This is a genomic window from Streptomyces sp. NPDC046860 (genome assembly GCF_040645115.1).
Classification (GTDB): domain Bacteria; phylum Actinomycetota; class Actinomycetes; order Streptomycetales; family Streptomycetaceae; genus Streptomyces.
In genome coordinates this window covers 107,663-122,510 of record NZ_JBEYXQ010000007.1, presented here as the reverse complement: position 1 = coordinate 122,510, position 14,848 = coordinate 107,663, and the positions used below count along the sequence as shown (strand labels likewise).

Genomic DNA, 14,848 nt, shown 5'->3' with positions numbered 1-14,848 from the left:
CACCGAAGGCCGTTCTATCGTCGTGATGTATCGAGTCGATACATCAGAGCGAGATAAGCGCGTCGCGTGCCAAGAGGAGGCGATCATGAGCCGTCGTTCCGGCATCCTCGAGTTCGCCGTGCTCGGGCTGCTGCGCGAGTCGCCGATGCACGGCTACGAGCTGCGCAAACGACTCAACACGTCCCTGGGTGTGTTCCGGGCGTTCAGCTACGGGACGCTCTACCCCTGCCTCAAGACGCTGGTCGCGAACGGCTGGTTGATCGAGGAACCGGGGAACACCCATGAAGACGCTCTGGCCGCCCCCCTCACCGGACGCCGCGCGAAGATCGTCTACCGGCTGACGGCCGAAGGTAAGGAACACTTCGAGGAACTCCTGTCGCAGACCGGCCCCGACGCATACGAGGACGAGCACTTCGCCGCCCGGTTCGCCTTCTTCGGGCAGACCTCGCGCGACGTGCGTATGCGGGTGCTGGAAGGCCGGCGCAGCCGCCTGGAGGAGCGTCTGGAGAAGATGCGCGCCTCCCTGGCACGCACGCGGGAGCGCCTCGACGACTACACGCTCGAGCTCCAGCGCCACGGAATGGAGTCCGTGGAGCGCGAAGTGCGCTGGCTGAACGAGCTGATCGAGAGCGAGCGGGCGGGGCGGGACCTGAAGGGTCCCGCGTCCGGCGAGTCCGCTCAGCAGGACACCACATCTGGATCGACGGGCGGCCTGCCCCGTCCCAGGGATCTTCCGGGGACGGATACGCCCGACGACACCGCCACGTGACGGTCCACCAGGGCCTCACTCGTACACACAGGGAGCAACCGGAATGGGTTCGGTTCGCGTAGCCATCGTCGGTGTCGGCAACTGCGCCGCGTCGCTGGTACAGGGAGTCGAGTACTACAAGGACGCCGACCCGGCGGCCAAGGTCCCCGGCCTGATGCACGTGCAGTTCGGTGACTACCACGTGCGGGACATCGAGTTCGTCGCCGCGTTCGACGTGGACGCCAAGAAGGTCGGCCTCGACCTCGCGGACGCCATCGGCGCTTCCGAGAACAACACCATCAAGATCTGCGACGTGCCCTCCAGCGGTGTCACCGTCCAGCGCGGCCACACCCGCGACGGTCTCGGCAAGTACTACCGCGAGACCATCGAGGAGTCGGACGCCGAGCCGGTCGACATCGTCCAGACCCTGAAGGACAAGCAGGTCGACGTCCTGGTCTGCTACCTGCCCGTGGGCTCCGAGGACGCGGCGAAGTACTACGCCCAGTGCGCCATCGACGCCAAGGTCGCCTTCGTCAACGCCCTCCCGGTCTTCATCGCCGGCACCAAGGAGTGGGCGGACAAGTTCACCGAGGCCGGCGTGCCGATCGTCGGTGACGACATCAAGTCCCAGGTGGGCGCCACCATCACGCACCGCGTCATGGCGAAGCTGTTCGAGGACCGCGGTGTGATCCTGGACCGCACGATGCAGCTCAACGTCGGCGGCAACATGGACTTCAAGAACATGCTCGAGCGCGAGCGCCTGGAGTCCAAGAAGATCTCCAAGACGCAGGCCGTCACCTCCCAGATCCCCGACCGGGACCTCGGCGAGAAGAACGTGCACATCGGCCCGTCCGACTACGTGGCCTGGCTGGACGACCGCAAGTGGGCCTACGTCCGCCTGGAGGGCCGTGCGTTCGGCGACGTCCCGCTGAACCTCGAGTACAAGCTGGAGGTCTGGGACTCCCCGAACTCCGCCGGTGTCATCATCGACGCCCTGCGTGCCGCGAAGATCGCCAAGGACCGGGGCGTGGGTGGCCCGATCCTCTCGGCGTCCTCGTACTTCATGAAGTCCCCGCCGGTCCAGTACTTCGACGACGAGGCCCGAGAGAACGTCGAGAAGTTCATCCGCGGCGACGTCGAGCGCTAGACACCGCTCGCACGAGAACGCTCCTGCCAGGGCTGTGAGGGTCCCCGGGGTCTGCCGACCCCGGGGACCCTCCGCATGTGTGAGGCTGTGCCCATGCCCGTCGTCCGTGATCTGCGCCTGCTGCTGCGCGTACGGGACTTCCGGCGCCTGCTGTATGTCCGTCTGCTCTCTCAGGGTTCGGACGGGGTCTATCAGATCGCACTCGCCTCGTACGTCGTCTTCTCGCCCGAGAAGCAGACCTCGGCCCCGGCGATCGCCTCCGCGATGGCGGTCCTCCTGCTGCCCTACTCGCTGGTCGGTCCTTTCGCCGGTGTCCTGCTGGACCGCTGGCGCCGTCGCCAGGTCTTCGTCCACGGCAACCTGCTCCGCGCGCTGCTGGCGGCCGCCACCGCCGTGCTGATGGCCGTCCACGCGCCGGAGTGGCTGTTCTACGCGTCCGCGCTGTGCGTCACGGCCGTCAACCGGTTCGTGCTCGCCGGGCTCTCGGCGGCGCTGCCGCGTGTGGTCGACACCGACCGCCTGGTGGTGGCCAACTCCCTGTGCCCGACGGCCGGCACCCTGGCCGCGACGCTCGGCGCCGCCCTCGCCTTCGGCGTCCGGTCCGTCGCGTCGGACTCGGACGCGGTGGTGGTCCTGTTCGGTGCCCTGCTGTACCTGTGCGCGGGCCTCACCGCCCTGACCATGGCGCCCGGGCTGCTCGGCCCCGACCGTCCGCCGGTGCTGCCACGTCTGCGGACCGTCCTCGCCGCGACGGCCCGCGACCTCCTTGCGGCCGTGCGGTATCTGGCCGAGCCCCGGCGCAGGGAGTCCGTCCGGGCGCTCACGGCCATGAGCTGCATGCGCTTCTGCTACGGAGCACTGCTGGTCCTGCTGCTCATGCTCTGCCGGTACGGCCTCTCCAGCACCCCGCAGGCCGGGCTGCGCCTGCTGGGGCTGGCGCTGGCCGTCTCCGGCGCGGGATTCTTCGCGGCCGCCGTGGTGACGCCCTGGAGCGCGGGACGTCTCGGTGCCGGGCGCTGGATCGCGGTCTGCTCGGGCGCGGCCACCGTCCTGGTACCGGGGCTCGGCCTTCCCTTCGCCACGGTTCCCCTGCTGATCGCGGCGTTCCTGCTGGGGCTCGTCACCCAGGGCGCGAAGATCGCCACGGACACGATCGTCCAGGCTTCGGTCGAGGACAGATTCCGGGGCCGGGTCTTCTCCGTCTACGACGTCCTCTTCAACGTCGCCTTCGTCGGCGCCGCCGGAGTGGCCGCCCTGATGCTTCCGCCGGACGGCCGGTCCGCGGTCCTGATCATCCTCGTGGCTCTGCTCTACGCAGCCGTCACCGTGATGATGACCCGCTTCGAGCGGACCCGGAACAGCGAGAAGGGCGGTGTTTCACGTGAAACACCGCCCCGTCGCTGAGTCATGTTTCACGTGAAACACGATCCCCGCGGCACGCTCAGTCCTGCTGGGCCCACCACTCCTTGAGGGCCGTGATCGCGGCGTCGCGGTCCATCGGGCCGTGCTCCAGGCGCAGCTCCAGCATGTGCTTGTACGCCTTACCGATCACGGGGCCGGGGCCGACGCCGAGGATCGTCATGATGTCGTTGCCGTCGAGGTCGGGGCGGATGGAGTCCAGCTCCTCCTGCTCCTGCAGCTCGGCGATGCGCGTCTCCAGCCCGTCGTAGGCGCGGGACAGCGTGGCCGCCTTGCGCTTGTTCCGGGTGGTGCAGTCGGAGCGGGTCAGCTTGTGCAGGCGCTCCAGCAGCGGCCCGGCGTCGCGGACATAGCGTCGGACCGCGGAGTCCGTCCACTCTCCGGTGCCGTAGCCGTGGAAGCGCAGGTGGAGCTCGACCAGGTGCGAGACGTCCCTCACCAGATCATTGGGGTACTTCAGGGCGGTCATGCGCTTCTTGGTCATCTTGGCGCCGACCACCTCGTGGTGGTGGAAGGAGACCCGGCCGTCCTCCTCGAAGCGGCGCGTCCGGGGCTTGCCGATGTCGTGCAGCAGCGCGGCCAGCCGGAGCGTGAGGTCCGGGCCGTTCTCCTCCAGGTCGATCGCCTGCTCCAGCACGATGAGCGAGTGGTCGTAGACGTCCTTGTGGCGGTGGTGCTCGTCACGCTCCAGCCGCAGCGCCGGAAGCTCGGGCAGGACGTGCGCCGCGAGCCCGGTGTCGACCAGCAGGGTGAGGCCCTTGCGGGGGTGCGCGGAGAGCAGCAGCTTGTTCAGCTCGTCCCGGACCCGCTCGGCCGACACGATCTCGATCCGCTCGGCCATCTCGGTCATCGCCGTGACGACCGCCGGGTCCACCTCGAAGTCCAGCTGGGCGGCGAACCGGGCGGCCCGCATCATCCGCAGCGGATCGTCGGAGAACGACTCCTCCGGCGTGCCGGGCGTACGCAGCACCCGGGCCGCGAGGTCCTCCAGGCCGCCGTGCGGGTCGATGAACTCCTTCTCCGGCAGGGCGACGGCCATCGCGTTGACCGTGAAGTCACGCCGGACCAGGTCCTCCTCGATGGAGTCCCCGTACGAGACCTCGGGCTTGCGGGAGGTGCGGTCGTACGCCTCCGACCGGTAGGTGGTGACCTCGATCTGGTAGCCGTCCTTCTGGGCGCCCACCGTGCCGAAGGCGATCCCGACCTCCCAGACGGCGTCCGCCCATGGCCGGACGATCCGCAGCACGTCCTCGGGGCGCGCGTCGGTGGTGAAGTCCAGGTCGTTCCCGAGCCGGCCGAGCAGCGCGTCCCGGACCGAGCCGCCGACCAGGGCGAGCGAGAACCCGGCCTCCTGGAAACGGCGGGCGAGATCGTCGGCGACGGGAGCCACCCGCAGCAGCTCGCTCACCGCGCGCTGCTGCACCTGGCTGAGGGCAGCGGGATTGTCATCGTTGGGGTTCGGCACAACAGAAGAGGGTACGTGGCCGGGCCGCCCCGGGGCGCACCCGTTTGACCGGCGCGGAGCCCCCTGCCATACCCCTACAAGGGCTGCTCTTGCGGCGGACACCGGCTCTCCGCTCGTTACCGGATATAGAGGACAGGCGGACGCTCCGGGGTGATCTTGTGGATCGGTCCGTGGCACTTCACCTCCGCCGTCATCGTTACCATGCGGGGACGCACATTCCGACGACCACTGATGACGACGACGAGGGACGGGCTAGCGCGTGGCCGACGCGGCTGAATTCCAGGGGCACAGTGCCTCTCCTGCCCGCCGCCGACTGCGGCGGGCGGGAGCGCTGCTGGCGGGCGCACCGCTGCTCGCCGGGCTGCTCCAGCTGACCGCTGCCGAGCCCGCCGAGGCGGCGCAGACGGACCCGGTGTCCGTGGCGTTGGACTCACTGACGCCGAACGCGCCCACCGAGGACGACACGCTGACCGTGACCGGCACGGTGATCAACAACGGCAAGCAGACCGTGACCGGAGCCCACGTCGGGCTGCGGGTGGGACCCCTGCTGAACACCCGCTCGGCCGTCGACGCCATCGCCCAGCACCCGAACGACGTCCGGGGCGGCACCGGCGAGGAGCTCGGCGGGAAGTACACCCAGAAGTTCGCCAAGCTGGTCCCGGGCGTCGCCGAGCACTTCAGCATCTCCGTCCCGGTGGACGAGCTGGACCTCGGCAAGAACGGGGTCTACTCGTTCGGCGCCTCGGTGTCCGGCAAGACGTCGGCGCAGCCCTGGGACCAGATGCTCGGCATCCAGCGGACCTTCCTGCCCTGGCAGCCATCCGAGGCCGACAGCACGAGCAGGACGACGGTCCTGTGGCCGCTGCTCTCCTCCGTCCACATGACGGCCCGGACGGGTGCCGGGGAACGGCAGACACCCGTCTTCCAGGACGACGAACTGGCCAAGGAGATCGCCCCCGGCGGCCGCCTGGCGCAGATGATGGAGCTGGGCAAGGATCTCGACGTCACCTGGGTGATCGATCCGGACCTGCTGGCCGCGGTGGACGCGATGGCGAACAGCTATCGGGTCCAGCGGCCCGACGGCGGCACCGACGCGGGCTCGCGCGAGAACCAGGCGGTGGCCAAGCAGTGGCTGGCCGGCCTGCAGAAGGCGGTGGCGGACAAGGAGGTCGTCGCGCTGCCGTTCGCCGACCCGGACCTGGCCTCGCTGGCCCACACCGGCACCAGCGTCACCGGCTCGCTGAGCCATCTCAAGGACGCCACCGACGTCGCGGCTCTCACGGTGAAGACCGTGCTCCACGTCACGCCGAGCACCGACTTCGCGTGGCCCGTGGAGGGCGCGGTCGACCCGTCGATCATCAAGGTGGCCACCTCCGCGGGCGCCGACCAGGTCATCACCCGCAGCGACAGCCTCCGGGAGACCGCGGGGCTGTCCTACACGCCGTCCGCCGCCCGCCCCATCGGCGGCGGCACCACGGCGGTCGTCGCCGACGCGCGGATGTCCACGGCCTTCGAGGGCGACCTCACCAAGGCGGACAGCTCCACGCTCGCGGTGCAGCAGTTCCTCGCGCAGAGCCTGGAGATCAACGCGCAGAAGGACGAGCAGCGCAGCGTCGTCTTCGCGCCGCAGCGCACGCCGACCGCGAGCCAGGCGCAGGCGATGGCCGCGGCCGTGAAGGCGCTCCAGGACGGCAACTGGTCGCAGCCCGAGAACCTGACCGACGCCGCCAGGGCCAAGCCCGACCCGGACGCCACCACGCGCATCCCCTCCACGTCGGCCTATCCCTCGTCGCTGCGCCGGCAGGAGCTGCCGAGGAGCGCCTTCGAGCAGATCGCCGACACGCAGGACAAGCTCGACAACTTCCAGGTGATCCTCGACGACCAGTCCCGCGTGGTGACGCCGTTCGGCAGGGCCATAAACCGCGGGATGTCCACGTCATGGCGGGGCCAGGCCACCAAGGCGGACGACTTCCGCGCGGGCGTGGAGAGCTGGCTCGACAGCCTCGGCGAGCAGGTCAAGCTGATCGACAAGTCGGAGACCAAGCTCTCCGGGCGCAGCGCCACCATCCCGGTGACGGTGCAGAACAACCTCGTCCAGCCCGTCGGCCATCTGTACCTGCGGCTCAGCTCGACCCAGCCGACGCGCCTGAAGATCGGCGGCAAGGCGTACGACGAGCAGCCCGTTGAGGTCTCCGGCGGGCACAGCCAGTCGGTGAAGTTCACCACCTCGGCCAACGCCAACGGCCGGGCCACGGTCCTCGCCCAGCTCTACACCGAGGACGGCCAGGAGTACGGCGACCCCGTCACCTTCGACGTGAAGGTCACCGAGGTCACCCCGACGGTCATGCTGGTCATCGGCGGCGGCGTGCTGCTGCTGGTCCTGGCCGGTTTCCGGATGTACACCCAGCGCAAGCGCGCGGCTGCCCGCCAGGCCGAGGAGGAGGGCCCGGGCGAGGCGGAGACGGAGTCCGGTGAGGACGCCGGGAACCCCGAGGCTTCCGGGGACCGTCTTCCCGAGGAGCAGGGTTCCGCCGCCGGGACAGCGGGGCCGGAGCAGGCGGGTGACCCTGCGCCGGACACCGCACCGGAAAGCGCCGACCCGTCCGGCACGGGTGAGAGAGTGGACCGTTGAGCGACGCCGCGGCCCGTGTGGCCAGGGACGATGAGGTGGGGTAACCATGAACGCGCCGTACGACGGTGACCGCGGCCGGGACGCCGCCGACTCGGGCCGGCCCGAGACCCCGCCCGAGCCCGGCCACGAGCCGCCGCAGCCCGCTGCGGACATGTACCTCCAGGACGCCTACGACCAGGACCCCTACCGGGCGCGGGATCTCTCCGCCCAGGACCCGGTCGCCGAGGCGCTCTACGACCGCGCCGCGCACCCGCCGCCGCCTCCGGGCAGCTTCGAGCCGCGTCAGCCGCTCTACGCGCCGCCGTCGCAGTCCTCGTACTCCCCCGACCCGCGCGTGTGGGCCAAGACACCGGCGCCCGAGCCGGAGGGTGACGCCACCCAGCACCTGCCGTACGGCGACCACCCGCGCACGACCCAGTTCGTCGGCGTGGACGACCTGGTCTCGCACTCCGGCGAGGAATACCACGAGCCGGACGCCTTCGCGCACCTCCTGCGGGACCAGCAGTCCGGCGGGGCGGCCGGCGCGGCGGCGTCGGCCCGCGCGGGCCAGGGCGCGGGCGGCTCGTACCCGCCGCCCCACGCCCAGAGCGCCGCGCCGTACGGCGGTGGCGGAACCCCGTACCAGGCAGGCCCCGGCAGCCCCGTGCAGCCGCCCGTACCCGCCCCGGCGGGCCCCTCCGGCCCTGCCGAGACCTCCGCGCCTCCGGCGCCCGCCCCGGCGAAGGGGCGCGCCTCCGGGCTGCTCAGCTCCAGCGCCGTCATGGCCGCGGGCACGATGGTGTCGCGGCTCACCGGTTTCGTCCGGTCGGCGATGATCGTCGCGGCGCTGGGACTCGGCGTCCTCGGCGACTCCTTCCAGGTCGCCTACCAGCTCCCCACGATGATCTACATCCTGACCGTCGGCGGCGGCCTCAACTCCGTCTTCGTCCCCCAGCTGGTGCGGGCGATGAAGGAGGACGACGACGGGGGCGAGTCCTTCGCCAACCGGCTGCTGACGCTCGTGATGGTGGCTCTGGCGGCGCTGACCGCCCTGACGATGCTCGGCGCGCCGTACCTGGTGCGCGTGCTGTCGGACCCGATCGCCTCCGACCCGGCGGCGAACGAGGTAGCGGTCACCTTCACCCGCTACTTCCTGCCCTCGATCTTCTTCATGGGCATCCACGTGGTCATGGGTCAGATCCTGAACGCCCGTGGCAAGTTCGGCGCGATGATGTGGACCCCGGTCCTGAACAACATCGTCATCATCGTGACCCTCGGCATGTTCCTGTGGGTCTACGGCTCCGCGGCCGACTCCCACATGACCGTCAGCAACATCCCGCCGGAGGGCCAGCGCCTGCTCGGCATCGGCATCCTGCTCGGCCTCGTCGTGCAGGCCCTGGCGATGATCCCGTACCTGCGCGAGACCGGCTTCCGCATCCGGCCCCGGTTCGACTGGAAGGGCCACGGCCTGGGCAAGGCCGCGATGCTCGCCAAGTGGACGGTGCTGTTCGTGCTCGCCAACCAGGCGGGCGCCATGGTCGTCACCCAGCTCTCGACCGCCGCCGGCAAGGACTCCGGGGTCAAGGGCACCGGCTTCTCCGCCTACGCCAACGCCCAGCTCATCTGGGGTCTGCCGCAGGCCATCATCACCGTGTCGCTCATGGCCGCGCTGCTGCCCCGGCTGTCGCGCTCGGCCGCCGAGGGCGACGGCGGTGCCGTCCGCGACGACATCTCGCAGGGTCTGCGCACCACGGCGGTGGCCATCGTGCCCATCTCCTTCGGCTTCGTCTCGCTCGGCATCCCGATGTGCACGCTGATCTTCGGCTCCTCCGGCATCGGCTCGGCGACCAACATGGGCTTCATGCTGATGGCCTTCGGCCTGGGCCTGATCCCGTACTCGGTGCAGTACGTCGTCCTACGCGCCTTCTACGCGTACGAAGACACCCGCACCCCCTTCTACAACACGGTCATCGTGGCGGCGGTCAACGCGGGTGCCTCCGCGCTCTGCTACTTCCTGCTCCCGGCCCGCTGGGCCGTGGCGGGCATGGCGGCCGTGTACGGCCTCTCCTACGCCATCGGCGTCGGTGTCGCCTGGCGGCGGCTGCGCAAGCGGCTGGGCGGCGACCTCGACGGCTCCCGGGTGCTGCGTACGTACGCGCGCCTGGCGATCGCCTCGGTTCCGGCGGCGCTGCTCAGCGGCGCGGCCTGCTACGGCATCGGACACTCCCTCGGACAGGGCGTCTTCGGTTCCCTCGTGGCGCTCGTGGCAGGTGGGGCGGTACTTCTCGGTGTCTTCTTCGTGGCCGCCCGGCGCATGCGGATCGATGAGCTGAATTCGCTCGTCGGCATGGTGCGCGGGCGTCTGGGGCGCTGAGGCCGGGGTAGTCGCACAACCATCGTCCCCCTCTGCGTGTCGTGCATAGCGGCGGACTGTGGGCACAATTGGTTTCGGCGTCGGACAGCGTGCAACGGATGGGGAGGCAGGGACGACGGTGGCGGAACGGAGCACGGCTGCCGTCGACGTGGCAGACAACAGCGGCGATGAGCCGCTGACCGCCAAGGCGGATCAGGCCACGGCCGACGGGGTGGCCAAGAACCCGAAGCGGGACTCGGACATCGACCAGGTACAGGGGAACGGCGCGGTGGAGGCCCTCGGAGAGACGTCCTCGACCACCGAACTGCACAGCGGTCACAAACTCGCCAGGCGCTACCGCCTGGAGGAGTGCGTCACCCGTCTGGACGGATTCAGCAGCTGGCGGGCGGTCGACGAGAAACTACGGCGAGCCGTCGGGGTGCACATCCTGCCCGCCGACCACGTGCGCGCCCGTGCCGTGCTGGCGGCCGCCCGTTCGGCGGCGCTGCTCGGCGATCCACGTTTCGTCCAGGTCCTCGACGCGGTCGAGGAGAACGACCTCGTCTACGTGGTGCACGAGTGGCTGCCGGACGCCACCGAGCTGACCGCCCTCCTCGCGGCGGGCCCGCTGGAGCCGCACGACGCCTACCAGATGGTCAGTCAGGTCGCCGGAGCCATGGCCGCCGCTCACCGCGAGGGCCTCTCCCATCTGCGGCTGAACCCGAACGCGGTGCTGCGCACCTCCTCGGGGCAGTGGCGCATCCGCGGCCTCGCCGTGAACGCCGCCCTGCGGGGTGTGGGTTCCGACACCCCGCAGCGCACGGACACCGAGGCGATCGGCGCCCTGCTCTACGCCGCGCTGACCCAGCGCTGGCCCTACGAGAGCGACGCGTACGGCCTGGCCGGCCTGCCCAAGGACATCGGGCTCATCGCGCCGGACCAGGTGCGCGCCGGAATCCACCGGGGCCTGTCCGAGCTGACGATGCGCGCGCTCGTGAACGACGGCGCCACCGCCTCCCGGCACGAGTCCGCGTGCACCACGCCGGAGGAGCTGGTCAAGGCGATCGGCGAGATGCCGCGCGTGCGGCCGCCGGAGCCCTCGTTCACCCGTCCGCCGGAGTACCAGCGCACGACCTACCAGCAGGGCACCTACGGCCGTTCCCCGGCGCATCCCGGGGCCGCGCAGCCCATGGAGCCCCCGCCGGCCCCGCTCCAGAGCCGTACGGGCAAGGCGCTGAAGTGGACGGTCTCCGCCCTGCTCATCGCGGCGCTCGGCCTCGGCAGTTGGCAGCTCGCGGACGCCCTGATGCACCGCGGCGACAACTCCGACGACACGAACACCACGCAGACGCAGGACGACGGTGACAAGAGTCCCGTCAAGGCGGCGCCGCAACCGGTGAAGATCCAGAGTGCCCAGGAGTTCGTCGCCAAGGGGGATGCCCAGCACCCGGCGGACGTCGCCGAGACCTACGACGGGGACCCGTCGACGGCCTGGCGCACCAAGACCTTCAACGAGGGGCCGACGATCGCCCCCTTCAAGCCGGGTGTGGGCATCGTCTACGACCTCGGCTCGGCGAAGGACCTCGACGCCGCCACCATCGGGCTCCGCTACGGCGGCGACCACACGACGGTGGACCTCTACACGTCCGACTCGGCGCCTGTCTCGCTGGACTCGATGAACAAGGTCGGCAGCAGCACCACCACGAGTACCACCGCCACGGTGAAGCCGAGCAAGCCGGCCAAGGCGCGGTACGTCCTGGTCTGGCTGACGGCGGTTCCCAATTCCGGCTATGACGCGGCCACCTACTCGGGCGCGGGCTTCAAGCAGGGCATCACCGAAGTGCATTTCACAGGCTGACGTCTCATCCGAGTCGGAGGGGGACGATGGCAGGCGGCGGTGGGTACGGGGACGTGCGGGACGAGGATCTGCTCGCGCGTCATGTACAGGGTGACCCCGATGCCTTCGCGGAGATCGTGCGGAGGCACCGGGACCGTCTGTGGGCGGTCGCGCTGCGGACGCTGGGGGACCGCGAGGAAGCCGCGGACGCGGTGCAGGACGCCCTGGTGTCGGCCTACCGGGCCGCGCACACCTTCCGGGGACAGTCGGCCGTCACGACCTGGCTGCACCGGATCACCGTGAACGCCTGCCTGGACCGCATCCGCAAGGCGGCCTCCCGGAAGACCGCGCCCGTGGACGACACCGAGCGCCTGGAACAGCTGCTGGAGCCGCACGAGTCGGCCGCCGCTCCCGCCGAGCGCAACGACCTCCACCGGCAGCTCCTGGAAGCCCTGGGCACCCTGCCCGCCGAGCAGCGTGCCGCGCTGGTCCTGGTGGACATGCAGGGCTACCCCGTCGCCGAGGCGGCCCGGATTCTGGACGTGCCCACCGGGACGGTGAAGAGCCGGTGCGCGCGGGGCCGGGCCAGACTTCTCCCCCTGGTCACCCACCTGCGTCCCGGTACCTCGGCCGACGGTGGAAAAGAACCCGCGACGGGACGGAACCGGGTGCACGGGGCATCCGTCCCACCTGCGACAGGATCTGCGGGCAAGGGAACCGAAGACTCCGGGCCGAGTGGTTCAGCCGTCGTGAAGGGCGGAGGTGGGCGAGCATGACGTCCTCGACGGACACGACCGGGCACCCGGACGTCGCCGAGATCTCCGACCTGGCCGAAGGGCTTCTGCAGCCGTCCCGCAGCGCGGACCTGCGCCGCCACCTGGAGGGGTGCGAGCCGTGTGCGGAGGTGCACGCCGCGCTCGCGGAGATCCAGAGCCTCCTGGGCACGGTCACGGACGTGCCTCCCATGCCCACGGACATCGCCGACCGGATCGACGCCGCCCTCGCCGCCGAGGCCGCGGGCGGGCCCGAGCGGGCGGAGACCTCCGGGGCCGGTGGTCCTGTTTCACGTGAAACACCGCCCTCGTCGGACCGCCCCGCCACGCGCTCCCGCGCCACCAGCGGCCCCGGCCGGAAGGAGCGTGTCCGGAGCCGTCGCAGGACGGCCGCACTGGGCGCCGTCCTCACCGCCGCCGTTCTCGGGGCCGGGTCCCTGCTCATGCAGTCCCTCGGCGGCACCACGTCCGACAAGACGGCGCAGAGCGCGGCCTCGGCTCCCGCCGGCGCCTTCTCCGGGGTCAGTGTGAAGAGTCAGGTGTCGGACCTGCTCACCGCCCGGCAGGGACTCCAGCGCGGCAGCCAGCGCCCGCAGGGGGACGCGGAGACCGACCTGAGCCCCTCGGGGGGTACGCAGAGCGCGAACACACTGATCCAGACCGAGGTCCCGGTGCCCGACTGCGTCCGGCGGGCGCTCAACTCCGGTGAAACGGTTCTCGGCGCGAAGAGCGGCACCTACGCCGACAAGAGCGCCTACCTCGTCGTGGTGCCCGACAAGGCCGACAGCAAGCGCGTCACGGCCTATGTGGTCGACGCCTCCTGCACGGTCCGGCGCCCGGCGGCCGTCGGCGACGTGCTGCTGAAGCAGTCGCTCGCCCGCCCCTGAAACGGCGGGGGCGCCGGCTCCGTACCTCGCTCGTCGTCGCCATGGCGTGAGCCGTCGTGTGGTCGGACATCAGGGGAATGTGTGCCCCTTAGGATCGGTTGGGTGGTGTGAGAGTCCCGGCAGGGACTCCCACCGGTCGGCCGAAACAGACCAGAGACGAGGAACCAAGCCGTGAGCGACGTCCGTAATGTGATCATCATCGGCTCCGGGCCCGCGGGCTACACGGCGGCGCTGTACACCGCCCGTGCGTCCCTGGAGCCCCTGGTGTTCGAGGGTGCCGTCACCGCCGGTGGCGCGCTGATGAACACCACCGAGGTGGAGAACTTTCCGGGCTTCCCCGACGGCATCATGGGCCCCGAGCTGATGGACAACATGCGGGCGCAGGCCGAGCGCTTCGGCGCCGAACTGCTCCCGGACGACATCGTCTCCGTCGACCTGACCGGCGACGTGAAGACCGTCACCGACACCGCGGGCACGGTCCACCGGGCCAAGGCCGTGATCGTCGCCACCGGCTCCCAGCACCGCAAGCTCGCGCTGCCCAACGAGGACGCGCTGTCCGGCCGTGGCGTCTCGTGGTGCGCCACCTGTGACGGCTTCTTCTTCCGGGACCAGGACATCGCCGTGATCGGCGGCGGTGACACCGCGATGGAGGAGGCGACCTTCCTCTCGCGGTTCGCCAAGTCCGTGACGATCGTCCACCGCCGGGACACCCTGCGCGCCTCCAAGGCGATGCAGGAGCGCGCCTTCAACGACCCGAAGATCAAGTTCGCCTGGGACAGCGAGGTCGTCGAGATCCAGGGCGAGCAGAAGCTCACCGGGCTGAAGCTGCGCAACCTCAAGACCGGCGAGCTGTCCGAGCTGCCCGTCACGGGACTGTTCATCGCCATCGGCCACGACCCGCGCACCGAGCTGTTCAAGGGACAGCTCGACCTGGACGCGGAGGGCTACCTGAAGGTGGACGCGCCCTCGACCCGGACCAACCTGCCCGGCGTCTTCGCCGCGGGCGACGTGGTCGACCACACCTACCGTCAGGCGATCACCGCGGCCGGCACCGGCTGCGCCTCGGCGCTGGACTCCGAGCGCTACCTCGCGTCCCTGCTGGACGAGGGCGGCCACGCCGAGCCCGAGAAGACCGCCGTCTGACTTGCCCCATCCCCCCCCACCGAAAGATCAAGTGAGGAGCCCGCTGTGGCCGGCACCGTGAAGAAAGTGACTGACGACTCCTTCGACGAGGACGTCCTCAAGAGCGACAAGCCCGTCCTGGTGGACTTCTGGGCCGAGTGGTGCGGTCCGTGCCGCCAGATCGCTCCGTCCCTGGAGGCCATCGCCGCCGAGCACGGCGACAAGATCCAGATCGTCAAGCTGAACATCGACGAGAACCCGGCCACCGCCGCCAAGTACGGCGTCATGTCGATCCCGACGCTGAACGTCTACCAGGGCGGCGAGGTCGTCAAGACGATCGTCGGCGCCAAGCCGAAGGCCGCTCTCGTCCGCGACCTGGACGACTTCATCACCGGCTGACGTTTCACGTGAAACATGGCCCACGAAGGGGCCGACCCGCTGAGGGTCGGCCCCTTCGTCGTGTCCGTGTCGCCGCACGGGCCGGTA

At 70.4% G+C, this 14,848-nt stretch carries 11 protein-coding genes; 10 read left to right on the top strand and 1 reads right to left on the bottom strand.

Going from position 1 to position 14,848, the window contains the following annotated elements; translation table 11 throughout:
* Window positions 1-85: 85 nt before the first annotated feature.
* From ABZ898_RS12805 to ABZ898_RS12795, 3 genes are all read left to right on the top strand, one after another.
* Window positions 86-769, top strand: a complete 684-nt coding sequence (locus ABZ898_RS12805) for a helix-turn-helix transcriptional regulator (protein ID WP_361656587.1) — start codon at window positions 86-88, stop codon at window positions 767-769.
* Window positions 770-812: 43 nt separating this feature from the next.
* Window positions 813-1,895 carry an inositol-3-phosphate synthase gene (locus ABZ898_RS12800; RefSeq protein ID WP_361656584.1) on the top strand — a complete coding sequence of 361 codons (1,083 nt, stop codon included), beginning with the start codon at window positions 813-815 and terminating at the stop codon, window positions 1,893-1,895.
* A gap of 93 nt (window positions 1,896-1,988) precedes the next feature.
* Window positions 1,989-3,299 (top strand): MFS transporter, encoded by a 1,311-nt coding sequence (locus ABZ898_RS12795; protein ID WP_361656581.1) that lies wholly within the window; start codon window positions 1,989-1,991, stop codon window positions 3,297-3,299.
* A 37-nt stretch (window positions 3,300-3,336) separates the two neighbouring features.
* Here the strand turns inward: ABZ898_RS12795 and ABZ898_RS12790 are convergent, their stop codons facing one another.
* Entirely contained in the window at window positions 3,337-4,779 is a 1,443-nt protein-coding gene (locus ABZ898_RS12790) for a CCA tRNA nucleotidyltransferase (protein ID WP_361656578.1), read from the bottom strand.
* A gap of 259 nt (window positions 4,780-5,038) precedes the next feature.
* Between ABZ898_RS12790 and ABZ898_RS12785 the strand changes: the two genes are divergently transcribed.
* The 7 genes from ABZ898_RS12785 to trxA all read left to right on the top strand — a co-directional run bounded on the left by ABZ898_RS12785 (window position 5,039) and on the right by trxA (window position 14,761).
* A complete protein-coding gene (locus ABZ898_RS12785) occupies window positions 5,039-7,411 on the top strand; it encodes a DUF6049 family protein (protein WP_361656575.1) in 2,373 nt (790 codons plus the stop codon).
* Window positions 7,412-7,457: 46 nt separating this feature from the next.
* A complete protein-coding gene (gene murJ, locus ABZ898_RS12780) occupies window positions 7,458-9,764 on the top strand; it encodes a murein biosynthesis integral membrane protein MurJ (RefSeq protein ID WP_361656573.1) in 2,307 nt (768 codons plus the stop codon).
* A 118-nt stretch (window positions 9,765-9,882) separates the two neighbouring features.
* Window positions 9,883-11,601, top strand: coding sequence for a serine/threonine protein kinase (locus ABZ898_RS12775; RefSeq protein ID WP_361656571.1), 1,719 nt, complete (start codon window positions 9,883-9,885; stop codon window positions 11,599-11,601).
* Window positions 11,602-11,627: 26 nt separating this feature from the next.
* Entirely contained in the window at window positions 11,628-12,356 is a 729-nt protein-coding gene (sigM, locus tag ABZ898_RS12770) for an RNA polymerase sigma factor SigM (RefSeq protein ID WP_361656568.1), read from the top strand.
* Window positions 12,353-13,240 carry a hypothetical protein gene (locus ABZ898_RS12765; protein ID WP_361656565.1) on the top strand — a complete coding sequence of 296 codons (888 nt, stop codon included), beginning with the start codon at window positions 12,353-12,355 and terminating at the stop codon, window positions 13,238-13,240. The genes sigM and ABZ898_RS12765 overlap by 4 nt, the downstream gene beginning before the upstream one ends.
* A 171-nt stretch (window positions 13,241-13,411) precedes the next feature.
* Complete coding sequence (trxB, locus tag ABZ898_RS12760) at window positions 13,412-14,383, top strand: thioredoxin-disulfide reductase (protein WP_361656562.1); 972 nt, start codon at window positions 13,412-13,414, stop codon at window positions 14,381-14,383.
* Window positions 14,384-14,428: 45 nt separating this feature from the next.
* Window positions 14,429-14,761: a thioredoxin gene (gene trxA, locus ABZ898_RS12755; protein ID WP_161147293.1), complete on the top strand. Its 333-nt coding sequence runs from the start codon at window positions 14,429-14,431 to the stop codon at window positions 14,759-14,761.
* Window positions 14,762-14,848: the final 87 nt, after the last annotated feature.